The organism is Glutamicibacter sp. JL.03c (assembly GCF_025854375.1).
Classification (GTDB): domain Bacteria; phylum Actinomycetota; class Actinomycetes; order Actinomycetales; family Micrococcaceae; genus Glutamicibacter.
Genome location: NZ_CP107575.1, coordinates 342,652 through 358,963, shown reverse-complemented (window position 1 = coordinate 358,963; position 16,312 = coordinate 342,652). Strand labels below are relative to the sequence as shown.

The following is a 16,312-nucleotide window of genomic DNA, read 5'->3' as shown; positions in this document are numbered from 1 at the left end:
ATCAACTGCAGGCTGGTGCGTTGCTTCGACTATTTAACCGCTAGTTTTCGTTGCCCTGAAACAGCAATTTAACCTCCAGGCATCGACAGGTTCACCTAGATGCGATAGACATAAGTCTTGTCACACTCGTCACTTTTAGGAGTACCCATGTCTGCATTCAGGCAGATGAGAAAGCTCAGTCTTGCCTCCCTGGCTACCCTCTCGCTGGTAGCCACCGGAACCGCCATGGCCCAGGCAACGTCCACCGAGGAATCAACCACCAGTGCCTCCCCTGCGGCAGCAGATGCTGTGACCCTGGACCTGGTTGGCATCAATGACTTCCACGGCCGGATTGCTGCCGATAGGGATTCCGCCGGCGCAGCAGTCCTCGCAGGGGCCGTTGATCAATTGCGTGCAGAGAACCAGAACACGCTTTTCCTCTCGGCAGGCGACAATATCGGAGCGTCGACCTTCGCTTCCGCGTCCCAGGAGGACACTCCAACGATCGATGCGCTCGGCGCCGCCGGACTGGATGTTTCCGTCGTAGGCAACCACGAGTTCGACAAGGGCTTCGAGGACCTGACCACGCGCGTCACCGACCGCTACGCGGCAGCCACCGGCCAGTCCGGCGAGGACTACGCACTGGGTGCCAACGTCTATAAGGCCGGCACCAAGACTCCTGCGCTCAAAGAATACGCAATCCGTGAAGTCGGTGGACTGTCTGTTGGCTTCATCGGCACCGTCACCGAAGATGTCCCATCGCTGGTCTCCCCCAGCGGCATCTCCGGACTGGACTTCGGCAGCGAAGTCGAAGCAGCTAACCGTGTAGCCAAGGAGCTTAGCGACGGCGACGACGCAAATGGCGAAGCCGACGTGATCGTCCTGCTGACCCACAATGGCTCGGCCAGCGCCGACTGCTCTGCCATCGCCGGAGAAACCACTTCCTACGGGGATCTGGTCCGCAATGCCAGCGGCGATATCGACGCGATCTTCTCAGGCCACACGCATTCTTCCTACGACTGCTCGATCGCTGGTCCTGACGGCGAACGCCCGATCATCCAGTCGCACCAGTATGGAACGACCCTGGGCAAGGTCAGCCTCAATGTTGATCCAACCACCGGTGAAGTCCTGAACGCTTCCAGCACCCGCTTGCCACTGGCCACCGAGTCGGCCGACGGCGAATGGACCGCCAACTACGAAGCCAGCCCAACCGTTGCAAAGATTGTCGAAGAGGCCGAAGCAGAAGCTGAAGTTGTTGGCAGCGTTGAGGTTGGCAAGATCTCTGAAGATATCTTGCGCGGTGGCGACGTTCCCGGTGCGGACCGCGGCGTCGAATCAACGTTGGGCAACACGGTAGCTGATATCCACCTGTGGGCTACGTCCAACGACGATTTTGCCGGTGAGCCAGCCCAGATTGCCTTCATGAATCCTGGCGGCCTTCGCTCAGACCTGCTATATGGAGAAGACGGCACGGTGACCTATAAGGCGGCGGCCGAGGTCCAGCCGTTTGCCAACACGCTGATCACCTTCGACCTCACCGGAGCGCAAATCCGCGAGGCACTGGAACAGCAGTGGCAGCCGGAGGGTTCCGAGCGCAGCAAGCTGCACCTGGGCATTTCGGATGGCCTGTCCTACACCTACATCGAAGACGCGGCAGCGGGTGAGCACATCCAGGAGATCACCTTCAATGACGAACCATTGGACGAGTCGGCTACCTTCCGCGTCGCCGCCAATGCGTTCTTGGCTACCGGTGGCGATAATTTCACCGCCTTCGCTGAAGGCGCCAACCACGCCGATTCAGGCCAGATCGATCTCGATGCCACTGTGAACTACTTCAAGGCCCATGACGTGGTCGAGCCAGCACCGCTGGGGCGCGCAGCAGCTATCGATCCTGAAGCACCGTCGGAATCGCCAAGTGAGACTCCAACGGAATCGCCAAGTCAAACCCCGGACGAATCGCCATCTGCTTCACCTTCCGAGTCGGCCAGCGAGGACCCAAGCTCGGATGAGAGCAGCTCGGCAGAGCCTACCCAGTCTTCAAGCTCCTCAGCGGAGCCAACCGAAGATTCCTCGGATGATTCAAACCAGCAGGATAACGAAGACCTAGCAGACACCGGTTTCAGCGCCAGCTGGATCGGCATTGCCGCAGGTGTCATAGTCCTGGCTGGTATCGTCTTGCTCCTGATTCGCCGCTTCGGAAGCAAAGCCGGCCGCTAAGAACAACAGGGCATATAACAAGGGGCATCACCACGGAATATCGTGGTGATGCCCCTTGTACGTAGTGGGAACTAGTCGATGACCAATTCGCCCATGCTGTCCCAGCCTTCGCCTTCGACCTTGCGCGAAACGATCTTGGGAGTGGAGACCAGCAGCGGGCGCATGGATTCCAAGCCTGCTGCGAAGTGTTCGGAGTTAACGTGGGCAGAAGCTGCCTCGTCATCACGGAAGGCTTCAACAAGTACGAACTCGTTGGGGTCCTCCACGCTCACGGACCAGTCGAACCAGAGGTTACCTTCTTCGGCGCGGGTGGCCTTGGTGAACTCTGCAACGTGGTCCATGAAGTTCTCGGTGATTTCTGGCTTTACCTGATATTTAACAACGATGAAGTACATGGTTCTAGTCTAGGGCTGATTGGCTGATGGTGCTTTGCAATCGGATGTATTCTTTATCCCGCCGTGGCATGCCATCGACCACAAGATCATAGGAATCTTCAATCAGTTCCAGCAGCAATTCCGGGTCCAACCCTGCGCGGATGGAATTCCAGTGCTTCTTGTTCATGTGATAGCCAGGAGTGATTTCCGGATGCTCGCTGCGCTGCTGATCAGCGAGGGCAGGCTCGCATTTAAGATTCAGCACCAGCTCTCCGCGCACATTCATTAATAGGCCAAACATCTTGGCCTTGTCCCTATCCCTGCCGAAGACCTTGAAAACCGTGCTTTCCGGTCCAAATGGATAATCGACGAAGGCGCAGGGCATGCTCAGGCACAACTGCGCCCACTGCTGTTCGAGGGGTTCTTGGCTCCCTTTATTATTCATTCTCACCTCGACTACCGAAATGGGTATTCAATTTTCGGACACGTATTCATCACGACGTCCAGCCCCGCATCCTTGGCACGCTGGGCCGCCTCATGATCGATCACGCCCAATTGCATCCAAACGGCTTTCGCCCCAACGCTGATCGCTTGATCGATGATGTCTCCAACCTTCGATGAATTCACAAAACAGTCAACCACGTCGAGGGGACCGGGGATATCGGCTAAACGCGCATAGCCTTGTTCCCCCATCACGGTCTGGGCGTCCAATGAGACCGGAATGATCTGCATGGATAACTCATCACGCAAGAACCGCGCAATGGACGGGGCCACACGCGACGGGTTGTTGGTCAGGCCAACGACGGCCCACCGCCCCGGTGTACTCAGAAGTCGTCGGATCACCTGCGGATCATTGACATGGCTGTTCTCCATGCACGACACCTTACTCGGTAAAAGCTGCAGATGCCGCCACGATCTAAACCCGGCAGGGACGGAGGAGAGCTTTGATCTCCACCGTCCCTGCCTGAATCATTTCCCTAGCTCTGCAGCTGGGTTGCCGTCTCGGTATTGGCCGCGCTCAGCTCGGAAAAAGCACCGCGGAACTGAGCCGCAGGATGGTTTTCCGGCAGGTAATCACCACGGCCGAAGACCTTCTGCCGCAGGCTTCCCTGATCATATTCACTCTGCGCCAGCCCGCGGCGCCGTAGCTCAGGCAGAACGCCTTCAATGAAGTTGTCGTAGGACCCCGGAAGCACGTGGTTCATGATGTTCAGACCATCAATCCCGGCGTCCTGCCAGCGTTCGAGCTCATCAACGATGCTTTCTGGCGTGCCAACAATCTGCTGGGCCTTCGCACGGTAGTAGGCCAGATCCTTCAAAGTCGGATTGCCGCCCGGCACCGACGCCTTGACCGCTTCCAGCACTCCCTGGGCTCCCTGAGTCTGGATATCTCCCAGTAGGGTATCCAGATCCAGTCCGCCAAGATCCACCCCGAGTCCGCCACCAATATGCGCGACAATCGCATCCAGGTCCAGGTACTCATCGTATTCGGCTTCCAACGCCTTGGCTTCCGCCTCGGTCGAACCCACCACAAAGGACAAGCCGGCGAACACCTTGATATCGTCACGCTTGCGGCCAGCAGCTGCCAGATTCTCGATCAGCTGTGCGTTCTTCTTCGCCACATACTGCGCGTGCGGGGCAAAGAGGAAAGTCGCTTCGGCATGCGTTGCCGCGAATTGCGAACCACGGGCCGAGGAACCGGCCTGGAAAAGAAACGGCGTGCGCTGGGCGCTTGGCAGGGCCAGATGCGGGCCGTCGATCGAATAGAAGTCGCCACGGTGGTTGATCTTGCTGACCTTGCTCGGGTCAGCGTACAGGCCGGATTCCTTATCGGCGAGCAGCGCGTCGTCTTCCCACGAACCTTCCCACAGCTTGTAGGCGGCTTCAACATATTCTTCGGCCCAGCCGTAACGGTCGTCGTGTGCAACCAGATCCTTGCCGCCAAAATTGCGGTGGGCGTTTTCCAGCACGCTGGTGACGATATTCCACGCAACGCGTCCCTGGGACAGATGGTCCAAGGTGGAAATCTGCCGCGCAAACTGGAACGGGTGGCTCTGGATCACCGAGCTGGTCATCGCCAAACCGATATCCTTGGTCCCGGCGGCCAGCGCGGAAAGCAGTACCAGCGGATCGTGGCTCGGAACCTGCAATCCCTTGCGCACATGGGAGGCCCAACCGCCCTCGTGATCTCCGTAGAGGCCAACCACATCGGCGAAGAACAACGCATCGAATTTGGCGTCCTCCAATTTCTTCGCCAGGTCCACCCACAAGTTCAATTCATTAAAACGGTGTTGTTGGGCTTCTGGGTGGCGCCACATGCCGCCAAGGATGTGGCTGGAGGTGTTCATCAGGAATGCTGAGAGCAGCAAGCGCGGTCGTTCTTGGAAAGTTGCCATGATTATTTACCTGCCTTAGCCTCTCCGATGGAGTTCAGCCCGGTGGGTACCGTGCCATTGATGAAGTAGTCCCCCACCGAGCGAGCTTTGAAGGCCACCGGATTGTGGGTTGCTACAGTGCGCGCATTGCGCCAGAAACGATCCAGCGATTTGGAGGAGGACACCGCGGAAGCACCGGTGACGTCAAAGAGCTCGCTCGTGGCATCCAGGATCAGCTTGGGTGTTGCCACGTGGGCCTGCTGGACCGCCAATTCCGCGCGGAGATAGGCGGCATCCGGTTCAAGCCCCAATTCCGGGTCGAGCGCTGCATCCAGTTCCCGGGCTGCAGTGACGACAATGGATTCCGCGGCAAAAACGTTGGACGCCAGGCGTCCGACCAGTTCCTGGATCTGCGGGTCATCCTTGAACAACGCCCCGGAACCGGTGTTGAAGGTACGGGTTCTGGTGGACACGATGCCGGCTGCCTCATTGCGGGCGGCCTTGCCGATGCCAACGAGCACTGAGAGCAGGCACAACTGGAAGAACGCCGGCTCCAAAGTGGAAGCCACCTTGCGCTGGATGATGTTTTGCGGGTCCACTGCGACATCGTTGAAGATGGCGGTGCCGGTTCCGGTCAGTGGCTGGCCGAAGCCGTCCCAGTCATCCAGGATCTGCACGCCCTGGGCATGGCGATCAGCGATGGCGTACTGGCGGCCTTCCACGCCTTCGGTGGTCGCCATGACCACAACCCAGTCCGCGAAAATCGATCCGGTGGTGTAGTACTTTTCACCGCGCAGCACCCAGCCTTCGGCCGTCTGGACCAGTTTGGTATTGGTGGTGCCCAGGGCATTGCCGCCGCGCTCGGTGGCAGCATTGCCAAAGATCTGTCCCCGCAGCACCTTGGGGAACCAGCGGTCCTGGAAGTCCGCTGGTTGCAGGGAAATGGTTTCGACGAAGGAGAAATGGCTGCGCAGCAGATGGGCGACATTGGAGTCCGCAGCGGCCAGCTCTATCAGCAAGCGGAACAAGTGTTCGTGGCTGATCGGCGACCCGCCGTGGCTTTCCGGAACACGCAGGGTGGTGAATCCGGCGTCCTTGAGCCACTGCACCTGCTCGAAGGGCAAGATGCGATTTTGTTCTCGCTCGCGGCTGCCTTCGGCAATTTTGGCGAAGACAGGGCTGAAGCGATCCATCAGCTGTTGGTAGCGGGACTCGGTTGCTGCCGTGGCGATAATCGTCATTGGTTCTCCCTGCAGAACATCGATGATGTGAGTTGTAGATCAAAAAGTGGCGGCCCCACGACGCTGCGATGCACCGTCGTGGGGCCAAAGGCCTACTTGTTCCAGGTGGCGAAGTCTGCTTCCAGATCCCGATCCCATGGGGTGCCCAGAGCGCCGTCCAGGTAGTTCGCGTACCAGTCGCGCACCTCGTCGGAGTGGTATGCCTCTTCCAGTGCCTTGCCCTTTTCGGTGTCCGTGAAGCCTGGCTTGGCTCCGATGATGTTGATGTACGGCAGTGCGTCTTCTTCCTCCTCGAAGAGCAGAGCGTCTTGCGGGGTGAGGCCGATTTCCGCGCCAAGGCGGGCGAAGAGGAATCCTGCATCCACGTCCGGGAGCGTCTTGGACAGCGACTGCTGATCCACTTCAACAAACTTGAAGTTCTTGGGGTTCTCCAGGATGTCGTTCTGCGACAAGTGGATGACGCTCTTGCCCTCGGTGACCGTCAGCAGCCCTGCTTTGTCCAGCAAGGCCAGCGCACGGCCGTTATTGGCGGTGTCCACCGGGAGCGCGATGGTCGCGCCATTAGGCAGGTCCTTGATGTCGTCGTACTTCTTGGAGTACACGCCGGCCGGCGAGCTGTACATGTAGAAGGCAGGCTCCACATCGACGTTCTGGTCCTTCTTGAACTGCTCAAGGTAGGCTCCGTGCTGGAAGAAGTTTGCGTCGTATTCGCCGTTGGAGACCACATGGTTTGGCTGCACGATATCGGTGACATACGTGGCTTCAAGGGTCCAGCCCTTCTCGGCCAAGAGCTTCTGGGCGATCTTGGTTGGTTCCTGGGAAGGTGCCGATTCGGTGACGATGACCTTGATGGTCTTATCGCCAGAGCCGGCTGCCTGGCCGCCCATCAGGCCGCATGAGGTCAAGGCGAGGACCGCGGCGGAACCTGCGGTGAAGGTCAAGAAGGTGCGGCGCGATAGTGCCATGATGTTGTCCTTTGATGAAATGCGAGTTGAATAGGTTCAGGGATTAGCGTTTGTCAGCGGCACGCGAGAGCCGGGTTCCGAAGAACTGGACCGCATGGACCAGCAGGATCATCAGAACGATGGCCAGCAGCATTACCCCGGTTTCATAGCGATAGTAGCCATAGCGGATGGCGAAGTCGCCGATTCCGCCGCCACCGACCAGGCCGGCCATCGCCGAGTAGGAAATGAAGCTGACGGTCATGATGGTGATGGAGGATAGCAACGCCGGTTTTGCTTCGACCAGCAGCACCTCGCGGATGATCTGCCCTCGGGTCGCACCCATGGCTTGCGCGGCTTCTACGACGCCGTTGCCCAGCTGGCTAATGTTCTGTTCCACGAAACGTGCGAAGTATGGGATGGCGTTGATGGTCAGGGGCACGATGACGGCCGCGGTACCGATGGTAGTTCCCACGACGAACCGGGTAAACGGAATGATGGCGATCAGCAGGATCAGGAACGGGAAGGAACGGATGGTATTGACCAGTCCGTCAACTACCCGGTGCAGCTTGGGACGCGGACGCAGCCCATTGGGCGACATTGAATAGAGCCAGATGCCCAGCGGGGTTCCCAAGAGGATGGCGATGGGGATGGCCACCAGCAGCATCGCGAAGGTCTGTGCCATGGCGACCCAGATTTCCGGAGCCAATTCGGCAATCCGGTCAAAGCTGAAAGCTGCCGCGGAGCCGTTGCTCGTGGCAAGCACTACTGAAGTGAAGTTCATTGGTAATCCAGGTTCTCTATACGCGGGCTACGTTGGCAGCGAGGTGGCTCGCCTGCCTAGGCTGCCGATTCAGCGTGATTTCATCGCTGATCAGGTAGCGGCCAATGGGCGTAATCGGTTCAAAGCTTGGTTCTTGCAGAGAGCTCAGCGCAAATTCTTCAACCACCGCGCCGTCTTCCATGACCGAGACTTTGTCGGCGATGGCCTTGATGACGTTCATCTCGTGAGTGACGATGACGGTGGTAATACCGAGGCTTGCGTTGATGTCGCTGAGGTACTGCAGCACCGAGGTGGTGGTTCGCGGATCCACGGCGCTGGTTGGTTCATCGCACAACAGGACCTTGGGCTCGGTCACCAGCGCACGGGCGATGGAGATGCGCTGTTTCTGTCCCCCCGAGAGCTGACCCGGGTAGGCGCTGGCCTTGTCAGCCAGGTCCACAATGGCCAGTGCTTCCAGCGCGCGTTCGCGTCGTTCTTTCTTTGGCACTCCGGCGAATTTCAGGTTCAGTTCGACGTTCTGCTGCGCGGTGCGGTTATTGAGCAGATTAAAGTGCTGGAAGATCATTCCTATGTCATGGCGCTGCTTGCGCAGCTCGCCTTCGCTGAGCCCGGTGAGCTCTACGCCGTCAACAAACACCTGGCCAGAGCTGGGGCGCTGCAGCAGGTTGATATTACGCAGGAGTGTTGACTTTCCAGCGCCGGAGAATCCGATAATGCCATGGATGCTGCCGGCCTGGATATCGAGTGAGACATCCTTGACGGCGGTGAATAGCTCTTGGCCTTTGCCGAAGGTCGTGGTTACGTTCTCAAGACGAATCATGATCGCTCCCTTGATGCTTGGTTATGCGGAGCGTACTTAGCGAAAAACCATCTGCGGTGAGCAGATATGTGGATCGCGAAGTGAAAGTACTCCATCGGTCCTGGCTGTAGCACCGCTCCCTCTCGGGTGGTTGCTGCGACGTCGTTGAGCCAGATCTCTCAGTCGCTCTGGATGGTGTGTGTTCGGTTGTACCGCCCGAACAATTCAAGTCTGTGCTCCATGGCCTCAGGCCGACAAAAGTTACGTAAACCTGCGTCATCAAGTCACGTTTACGCGCGACTCACGCGATAAACCCGCAATAATCGACGTAATAATCCGAAATATTTCTCTTGTTACTAGTTTTATGACGTCATGGCTTGAAGCTTGCACTGATGCGCCTTTGAATCTCGCGCGAAAGCTGAATGGGGAATTCAGCGGTGACCACGATGGTTGTATGTGATTGCAGATCAATCGAGAGGACATCATGAAGATCGCAATCACCGGTGCCACCGGACAACTGGGCCAGCTGGTCATCGACGCGCTGCTCGAACGCGGGGCCGACCCAGCACAGCTGGTAGCCATTGGCCGTTCTGCGCAGAAGCTTGAACCGCTGGCAGGCAAGGGTCTTCAGACGCGCGTGGCTGACTACAACGCGGAAGCTTCCTTGGTCACCGCGCTGGAGGGCGTGGACAAGCTGTTGCTGATTTCAGGCAGCGAAGTCGGGCAGCGAGCCGTCCAGCATGAGAACGTCATCACCGCGGCCCAGCGCGTCAGCGTCAAGCTCATCGCCTACACCTCCGTCGCCAATGCGCTCACCGGCAATATGAAGCTTGCGCAGGAACATATCGCCACCGAGCATATGCTGGCTGCTTCAGGCATCGGCTACGTCCTCTTGCGCAACGGCTGGTACACGGAAAACTACACCGATCAGCTGCTTGGCTACCTCAACAGCGGAGTTGTCCTCGGCGCGGCCGGCGACGGCAAGATCAGCGCCGCGACCCGTGCGGACTACGCGGAGGCTGCAGCTGCTGTGCTGCTCTCGGAATCTAACGAAGCAGGGAAGATCTACGAATTGGGCGGAGACAAGCCCTTCACCCTCAGCCAGCTGGCCGGGGCCGTCAGTGCGGCCGCAGGGCAAGATGTCGCTTACCAGGACGTCGACCCTCAGCAGCTGGTGGCGATCTACACCGAGTCCGGTGTCCCCGAGGTTTTCGCTGACATCCTGGTGGATACGGACCTGCGAGTTCGCGAAGGGGCTTTGGAAGTGTCTTCCGGGGATCTGGCCAAGCTCATAGGCCGCGCGCCGACTTCCCTTGGCAAAGCCATCAAAGACGCTCTCGCAGGCTAGAAGAGCATAAGTTTTCCGCAGCGGAGGCAATCAGCCAGGACGATGACTCGTCCGCTGATTGCCTCCCCCTGTTTAATGTCATATCCAAACTTATTTCTTCCACATGGGCGAAAATACAACGAACCGGAGAAGATGGCGCGTGTCACTTCATCGCGGAATCGAGCGTCTCCCGTAAATTCACGCATACCTTCATCCCCACCTTTTCAGGAGATCAAAGTATGCAACGATCAAGTGTGCGCGCACTGGCTGGTGCCGCAATCCTCTCCCTGGGATTGGGCGCCTTCAGCGCGATTCCGGCGAGCGCCGAGCCACGCCAGACCGAGAAGACCCCTACCGCCACGGGCACCGGCGGCGCGGTCTCTTCAGTTGATCCGGAAGCTTCCGCAGCAGGCATTGAAGTCCTGCGCAAGGGAGGCAACGCCGTGGATGCCGCGGTTGCCACAGCAGCGGCGCTCGGCGTGACCGAACCCTACAGCGCCGGTATCGGCGGCGGATACTTCATGTACTACGACGCTGCCTCCGGCAAGGTCAATACCATTGACGGACGCGAAACCGCGCCTGCGGCCACTCCGCACGATGCCTTCATCGACCCGAGCACCGGCGAACCGTACAACTTCACTCCGGAACTGGTGACCAGCGGTGCTGCCGTAGGCGTTCCAGGCACCGTCGCCACCTGGCAGCGGGCCTTGGATAATTGGGGTTCGCAAAGCCTGAAGCAGGTTCTGCGCCCGGCAACCCAGGTCGCTTCGCGTGGTTTTGTCGTTGATGAGACCTTCCGAGAACAGACCCTGGATAACAAGGAACGCTTCGAAGCATTCGCCTCCACCAGCGACCTGTTCCTCCCCGATGGCGATGCACCACAGGTCGGGGCCATCTTCAAGAATCCCGAACTGGCAGACACCTACCGTTTGCTGGCCAAGGAAGGCCCCAAGGCGTTCTACCAGGGCGACCTAGCCGCCGAAATTTCCCAGACGGTCCAGACCCCGCCCAAGGTCGAGGACACCAAGCTGCCTGTTCCCGCAGGCTTTGTCAGCACCGATGACCTTGCAAACTACGAAGTGGCTGAGCAGAAGCCAACCACGGTGAACTACCGTGGGCTCGATGTCTTCGGCATGGCTCCCTCCTCCAGCGGCGGCACCACCATGGGTGAATCGCTGAACATCCTGGGCAACTACGACCTGTCCTCGATGGAGCCGGCTGACGCTTTGCACCACTATTTCGAGGCCACTGCGCTGGCCTATGCTGACCGCGGCAAGTACGTCGGTGATCCTGCCTTTGTCGATGTGCCGACCAAGACGCTGACCAGCAAGCTCTTCGGTAATGACCGCGCCTGCGCGCTGAACCCGGAGCAGGCGGCAATCAAGCCGGTGGCACCGGGCGATATCGAGAATTTTGATGGCCAGTGCCCTGCGGCAACTACCGAGCCTGCCGTGGAGCAGGATACCGAGAACATCTCCACCACCCACCTGTCAGTCGTGGACCGCTGGGGCAACGTGGTCTCCTACACGCTGACCATCGAGCAGACCGGCGGCTCGGGCATGGTCGTCCCAGGTCGCGGCTTCCTGCTGAACAACGAGCTCACGGACTTCTCCACTGTCTATGATCCAGAGGATCCAAACCGCATCGAGCCAGGCAAGCGCCCGCGTTCTTCCATGGCGCCGACCATCGTCCTGCGTGATGGCGAGCCGGTGCTGGCTATTGGCTCCCCGGGTGGTTCCACGATCATCACCACGGTGCTGCAGACCCTGATCAACCGCTTTGACCTGGGCATGGACATCAGCCAGGCGATCGCCGCCCCACGCGCCTCGCAGCGCAATACCGCAGCGGTGACCGCGGAGCCGGAATTCATCTCCCGATACGGCTCGGCATTGGAAGCTTTTGGCCACAAGCTCACCCCGGCCGGGGGTTCCTTCACCCCGCAGGCAGAGATCGGCGCGGTGGAAGCCGTGGAGATCCACGCTGATGGAACGCTGACCGCAGCGGCCGAACCGGTGCGCCGCGGCGGAGGCTCCGCCATGGTGGTGGCTCCCGCGAGGTAAGTCCGGAGAGCAACGCCGGCTCCGTCCACCTGTGAGGGTGGACGGAGCCGGCGTTGGTTCTAGGTCGAGGCTTCTTGCCCGCTGATCAGCCCTGGGTGGCCAGGCGGCTGGAAATCTTGAACTGCGCCGCGCGGTGGGTATCCTTCACCCGGTCGCCGGCGCCAAAGAGCTTATTGCGCAGCGATCCTTGAGCATATTCGGTCTTGTAGGCCCCGCGAGCTTGAAGCTCGGGAACGACGTATTCGACGACGTCCTCGAAGGTCCCGGGGGTCACCGCATACGCCAAGTTGAAGCCGTCCACGTCGGTGTAGTCGACCCACTCAATAAGCTTCTCTGCCACCTCAGCTCCTGAGCCGACGGTGATCGGCCCGAAGCCTCCCACGCCCACCCACTCGGCCAACTGGCGGATGGTCCATGGATTGCCATCATCGCCGCTGGCCTTCTGGAAGGTTTCCACCGACGATTGGATGGCGTTGGACTTCACGTTGGAACCCAGCGGTTCATCCGGATCCAGTTCGGACAGGTCTACGCCCATCCAGCCGGAGATCAGCACCTGGGCGCCTTCAATGTCGGCGTAGGACTTGTAGTCCTCGTACTTGGCCTGGGCCTTCTCCGAGGTCTCATCGGTGATGATGGTCTGCATCGCGAAGATCTTCACATCGTAGCGGTCGCGGCCTGCGGCCTCGACGGCGTCACGGATCTTGGTGACGGTGGCCTTGAGGATTTCGCGGGTCGGGCTGGTCACGAAGACCGCCTCGGCGTTTTGCGAGGCGAACGTGATGCCCCGCGAGGAGGCACCGGCCTGGTAGATGACCGGGGTGCGCTGGGTGGAAGGCTCGGTGATGGCGATGCCCGGCACCTTGAAGTACTTGCCTTCGTGCTCGATGTCGTGCACCTTGGCCGGGTCGGTATAGATCCCGGTTCCCTTGTTGTTTTGCACCGCGTCGTCTTCCCACGAGCCTTCAAGCAGCTTGTAGACCACTTCGAGATACTCATCCGCGTGGTTGTAGCGCTCGTCGTGCTCCATCTGGTCTTCCTGGCCCATATTGCGGGCGGCCGATGGCAGGTAACCGGTCACCACGTTCCAGCCCACACGGCCGTTGGTCAGGTGATCCAGGGTGGCCAGGCGGCGGGCGAAAGCGTAAGGATGCTCGTAGGCGGTGCCCGCGGTAACGCCGAAGCCGAGATTTTCGGTCACGGCGGCCATGGCGGAGACCAGCATCATCGGGTCGTTGACCGGGGCCTGGGCGCCGGAACGCAACGGGGATTCGTTGGTGCCGTTGAAGACATCGTAGGTGCCCAGCACGTCGGCAATGAATAGCCCGTCGAATTTGCCCTTTTCCAGCACCTTTGCCAGGTGGGTCCAGTAGCCGATGGTGTTGTAGGTCGAAGCCTTGTCCTCCGGGTGGCGCCAGAGGCCCGGCGACTGGTGCACCACGCAATTCATATCGAATGCGTTGAAGAGAATCTCGCGCTGCTGGCTCATTCTTGTTCCCCTTGCCATGGTTGGGTAATAGTGAAGTCTGTTGGGCGGCGTTCAGGCGCCGTAGCCCCGGTGGTTGCTGTCTTCGCCGGTGACCGAAAGCCGTTGCGGCTGGACAGCATTGATTTCGTAGTCACCTACGATGCGGGCCTTGTAGATGGCCGGGTTATGGGTGGCGATGGTGCGGGCGTTGCGCCAGTGCCGGTCCAAGTTGCAGACGACGCTGGTGGCTGATGCCCCAAGTCCATCGAAGAGCTTGCTCGTCGCGCCGATCACCAGTGGCTGGACGATGGTTTGCGCCCGGTTCGCGGCGAGTTCGCATACCGCATAGCGTTCCTCGTCGTTCAGCCCCGGATCCACCAGCGCCGCTTCGACTTCAAGGACCGCTCCAATCACCACCGAATCGGCGGCAAAGGATTCCGCGGAGACCTCGCCGACCAGTTGGAGCACCTGCGGTTCGCGGTGCACCGGCACGCCGGTTCCAGTGGTGAAGATTCGGGTCCGGTTCTGCACCGAGATGCGCAGGTCGTTCAGGGCTGCCCGGGCAATACCTGCCTGGACGGCCATGAGCACCAGCTGGAAGATCGCAGCCTCGGAATCGTTGGATTGCTGTGGAATGAACGAGTCCACCGGGACTTGATGGAATTCGGTGGTGCCAGTTCCAGTCAGACCTTGGCCAAACCCGTCCCAGTCATCAAGGATCTTCACGCCGCTGTGCTGGGTGGAAACCACGGCGATCTGGCGTCCGGGCAAGTCCGGATGGGCTACGGCTACCGTGGTCCAATCCGCGAAAATGGTGCCGGTGCAGTAGTATTTTTCGCCGTTGACCAGCCAGCGGTCGTCCGCGGGGCTCACCTTGGTGTTCAGGGTGCCCAGGGCATTGCCGCCGCGTTCGGTGTAAGCGTTGCCGACAATCTGCCCTGCGGCGATACGGGCAATCCACTTGCTGCGCAGTTCTTGGTCATCAAGGACCAGGACGTTTTCAACGAAGGCGATATGCGCACGCCACAACTGGCCCACATGGGAATCGGCTTCCGAGAGTTCGATGAGCAGACGGAACACGTCGACCAGACGGGCACCGTAACCGCCATCCGCCACCGGGATGCGCAACGCGCCGAAACGCTCGCGGTTCAGCAGTCCCACCTGCTCGAAAGGCAAGACCCGATTGCGGTCGCGGTCCTTTGCGGTGGCTGCGATCTGGGCGAAAACCGGGCGGAAGACTTCGGCCAGGCGGTCGTATTGCTCATCCGCGCTGGGACCGGGGGTGACTTTCAGCAGCTGCCGGGTGGGCAGCTGCTCTTGAAACTCGTCGAGCTCCAGGGCGCTGGCCTGCGAAGGGTCGCTGAGCTGGTTGAAGTCCACGCCGGAGGTGTTTGGCGACTCGCCAAATGACATCAGAAGTCCTCAATTCTTTCCATCGGTCCTGGCGGTAGCACCGTCCCGCGATCCGGGTGGTTGCTGCGGCGTCGTCGAGCCAGATCTCTTAGCCGCTCTGGATGGGTTTTCATTCATTTGTAGCCGTAACAAACCGGTGCTTCCAAGCCGCGAAGTCACATTTCGTCGCCGTGACGCACCAGATTGACAGGCAGGTCGCACGGCCAATGGCCGTTCATGCCGAAGATGACTTGATCATCAACGCCCATCATCGATCAAACAGGCATTCAATAAAATAAATAACGAAATATCCCGTGCATGTGACGCAGTTATCGAACATTTTTCATGTTACGCAAGATTTGCATTCAAATCCTTCGAAACCCTGTAATGGACGTGTAACCATCCCGAGCGGCCGAGAGATCTGGCTCAATGACGCCGCAGCAACCACCTATGGATGACCAACCATTCCATAGGCCGGTGCTACCGCCAGGACCGATGGAGATGAATATGGCACTGAGCTTTGCACAGCCCCGGGCACACGGCCCGGCCCGCACCTCGACGGCACTCGGTGTCGACTTCAGCGAGGTATCGCGCACCTTCAGCAGCAAGAAGGAAAACCGAACCGTACTATCCGGAATCAACCTGCAGATCCCTGCAGGGCAGGTGGTCGCGATCCTTGGTGCCAGCGGCTGCGGCAAGTCGACATTGCTGCGTGCAGTCTCTGGCCTGGACACCCCGACCACCGGAAGCATCCACACCGGCGATCACGAAGTGCTCGGAATCAACGAACTGTGCGCGGTGGCCTTCCAGGAACCCCGGCTCCTGCCGTGGCGTTCGGTACGCGAAAACATTGCGCTCGGACTCGCGCCCGGCACTGGCAAAGCCGACGGCGAACAACTCATTGACGAACTCATCGAACTTACCGGCCTGAGCCATGCAGCCGATTTGCGGCCGCGCGAGATTTCCGGCGGCATGGCCCAGCGGGTTTCGCTGGCTCGCGCGCTGGCCCGTCGCCCGGGCGTCCTGCTTTTGGATGAACCATTCGGCGCTTTGGACGCGCTCACCCGTCTGAAAATGCAGGACCTGCTGCTCTCCATCCATGCTTCCTTGCCCACCACAGTGCTCATGGTGACCCACGACGTGGACGAAGCATTGACCTTGGCTGACCGGGTCATCGTCCTGGGCCGCAACGGAGCAGACACCGCGGCCACCATCATCGAAGACCTGGCAATTGGCGCTACCCACCCACGCCAACATAACGATGAACAATTCATTGCCCACCGCGCAGGGCTGCTGCGCCTGCTCGGCGTGGACCCGACCAATCACTGACTTCCAACGCGCCTAGCGTGTCAAGAACC

14 protein-coding genes and 3 riboswitches are annotated in these 16,312 nt (G+C 59.8%); of the genes, 4 read left to right on the top strand and 10 right to left on the bottom strand.

Features of this window, described 5'->3' with window-relative positions; translation table 11 throughout:
• The first annotated feature begins 147 nt into the window (after positions 1-147).
• Entirely contained in the window at positions 148-2,196 is a 2,049-nt protein-coding gene (locus tag OF385_RS01670; RefSeq protein ID WP_264276689.1) for a bifunctional metallophosphatase/5'-nucleotidase, read from the top strand.
• 71 nt (positions 2,197-2,267) lie between these two features.
• Here OF385_RS01670 and OF385_RS01665 read toward each other — a convergent pair whose 3' ends face one another.
• From OF385_RS01665 to OF385_RS01630, 8 genes are all read right to left on the bottom strand, one after another.
• The gene (locus OF385_RS01665) at positions 2,268-2,591 is read right to left on the bottom strand and encodes a putative quinol monooxygenase (protein ID WP_264276688.1); all 324 of its coding nucleotides are present in this window, start codon (positions 2,589-2,591) and stop codon (positions 2,268-2,270) included.
• A gap of 4 nt (positions 2,592-2,595) precedes the next feature.
• Positions 2,596-3,015 (bottom strand): MmcQ/YjbR family DNA-binding protein, encoded by a 420-nt coding sequence (locus tag OF385_RS01660; protein ID WP_264276687.1) that lies wholly within the window; start codon positions 3,013-3,015, stop codon positions 2,596-2,598.
• A gap of 11 nt (positions 3,016-3,026) precedes the next feature.
• Positions 3,027-3,443, bottom strand: coding sequence for a CoA-binding protein (locus OF385_RS01655; RefSeq protein WP_264276686.1), 417 nt, complete (start codon positions 3,441-3,443; stop codon positions 3,027-3,029).
• A 104-nt stretch (positions 3,444-3,547) separates the two neighbouring features.
• Positions 3,548-4,966, bottom strand: coding sequence for an NtaA/DmoA family FMN-dependent monooxygenase (locus tag OF385_RS01650; protein WP_264276685.1), 1,419 nt, complete (start codon positions 4,964-4,966; stop codon positions 3,548-3,550).
• A gap of 2 nt (positions 4,967-4,968) precedes the next feature.
• Positions 4,969-6,186: an acyl-CoA dehydrogenase family protein gene (locus OF385_RS01645; RefSeq protein WP_264276684.1), complete on the bottom strand. Its 1,218-nt coding sequence runs from the start codon at positions 6,184-6,186 to the stop codon at positions 4,969-4,971.
• 92 nt (positions 6,187-6,278) lie between these two features.
• Entirely contained in the window at positions 6,279-7,151 is an 873-nt protein-coding gene (locus OF385_RS01640) for a MetQ/NlpA family ABC transporter substrate-binding protein (protein WP_264276683.1), read from the bottom strand.
• 43 nt (positions 7,152-7,194) lie between these two features.
• On the bottom strand, positions 7,195-7,911 hold the full coding sequence (locus tag OF385_RS01635; protein WP_022875398.1) for a methionine ABC transporter permease: 717 nt from the start codon (positions 7,909-7,911) through the stop codon (positions 7,195-7,197).
• Positions 7,912-7,927: 16 nt separating this feature from the next.
• Positions 7,928-8,731, bottom strand: a complete 804-nt coding sequence (locus OF385_RS01630) for a methionine ABC transporter ATP-binding protein (protein WP_264276682.1) — start codon at positions 8,729-8,731, stop codon at positions 7,928-7,930.
• 88 nt (positions 8,732-8,819) lie between these two features.
• A riboswitch (SAM riboswitch) is annotated at positions 8,820-8,909 on the bottom strand.
• A 285-nt stretch (positions 8,910-9,194) separates the two neighbouring features.
• On the opposite strand from OF385_RS01630, the gene OF385_RS01625 reads away from it, so the two are divergent.
• Positions 9,195-10,058 (top strand): SDR family oxidoreductase, encoded by an 864-nt coding sequence (locus tag OF385_RS01625; RefSeq protein ID WP_264276681.1) that lies wholly within the window; start codon positions 9,195-9,197, stop codon positions 10,056-10,058.
• A 218-nt stretch (positions 10,059-10,276) separates the two neighbouring features.
• Entirely contained in the window at positions 10,277-12,097 is a 1,821-nt protein-coding gene (gene ggt / locus OF385_RS01620; RefSeq protein WP_264276680.1) for a gamma-glutamyltransferase, read from the top strand.
• Between the two features lie 85 nt (positions 12,098-12,182).
• Here ggt and OF385_RS01615 read toward each other — a convergent pair whose 3' ends face one another.
• On the bottom strand, positions 12,183-13,583 hold the full coding sequence (locus tag OF385_RS01615; protein WP_264276679.1) for an LLM class flavin-dependent oxidoreductase: 1,401 nt from the start codon (positions 13,581-13,583) through the stop codon (positions 12,183-12,185).
• A gap of 51 nt (positions 13,584-13,634) precedes the next feature.
• Positions 13,635-14,975, bottom strand: a complete 1,341-nt coding sequence (locus OF385_RS01610; RefSeq protein WP_264276678.1) for an acyl-CoA dehydrogenase family protein — start codon at positions 14,973-14,975, stop codon at positions 13,635-13,637.
• A gap of 16 nt (positions 14,976-14,991) precedes the next feature.
• A riboswitch (SAM riboswitch) is annotated at positions 14,992-15,083 on the bottom strand.
• A 267-nt stretch (positions 15,084-15,350) separates the two neighbouring features.
• Positions 15,351-15,456, top strand: a riboswitch (SAM riboswitch).
• 5 nt (positions 15,457-15,461) lie between these two features.
• Between OF385_RS01610 and OF385_RS01605 the strand changes: the two genes are divergently transcribed.
• The gene (locus tag OF385_RS01605) at positions 15,462-16,283 is read left to right on the top strand and encodes an ABC transporter ATP-binding protein (protein ID WP_264276677.1); all 822 of its coding nucleotides are present in this window, start codon (positions 15,462-15,464) and stop codon (positions 16,281-16,283) included.
• Positions 16,284-16,312 lie beyond the last annotated feature (29 nt).

Coding starts and splice junctions, on each gene's coding strand:
- OF385_RS01670 (WP_264276689.1), top strand. CDS start 148: ATGTCTGCATTCAGGCAGATGAGAAAGCTCAGTCTTGCCTCCCTGGCT.
- OF385_RS01665 (WP_264276688.1), bottom strand. CDS start 2,591: ATGTACTTCATCGTTGTTAAATATCAGGTAAAGCCAGAAATCACCGAG.
- OF385_RS01660 (WP_264276687.1), bottom strand. CDS start 3,015: ATGAATAATAAAGGGAGCCAAGAACCCCTCGAACAGCAGTGGGCGCAG.
- OF385_RS01655 (WP_264276686.1), bottom strand. CDS start 3,443: ATGGAGAACAGCCATGTCAATGATCCGCAGGTGATCCGACGACTTCTG.
- OF385_RS01650 (WP_264276685.1), bottom strand. CDS start 4,966: ATGGCAACTTTCCAAGAACGACCGCGCTTGCTGCTCTCAGCATTCCTG.
- OF385_RS01645 (WP_264276684.1), bottom strand. CDS start 6,186: ATGACGATTATCGCCACGGCAGCAACCGAGTCCCGCTACCAACAGCTG.
- OF385_RS01640 (WP_264276683.1), bottom strand. CDS start 7,151: ATGGCACTATCGCGCCGCACCTTCTTGACCTTCACCGCAGGTTCCGCC.
- OF385_RS01635 (WP_022875398.1), bottom strand. CDS start 7,911: ATGAACTTCACTTCAGTAGTGCTTGCCACGAGCAACGGCTCCGCGGCA.
- OF385_RS01630 (WP_264276682.1), bottom strand. CDS start 8,731: ATGATTCGTCTTGAGAACGTAACCACGACCTTCGGCAAAGGCCAAGAG.
- OF385_RS01625 (WP_264276681.1), top strand. CDS start 9,195: ATGAAGATCGCAATCACCGGTGCCACCGGACAACTGGGCCAGCTGGTC.
- ggt (WP_264276680.1), top strand. CDS start 10,277: ATGCAACGATCAAGTGTGCGCGCACTGGCTGGTGCCGCAATCCTCTCC.
- OF385_RS01615 (WP_264276679.1), bottom strand. CDS start 13,583: ATGAGCCAGCAGCGCGAGATTCTCTTCAACGCATTCGATATGAATTGC.
- OF385_RS01610 (WP_264276678.1), bottom strand. CDS start 14,975: ATGTCATTTGGCGAGTCGCCAAACACCTCCGGCGTGGACTTCAACCAG.
- OF385_RS01605 (WP_264276677.1), top strand. CDS start 15,462: ATGGCACTGAGCTTTGCACAGCCCCGGGCACACGGCCCGGCCCGCACC.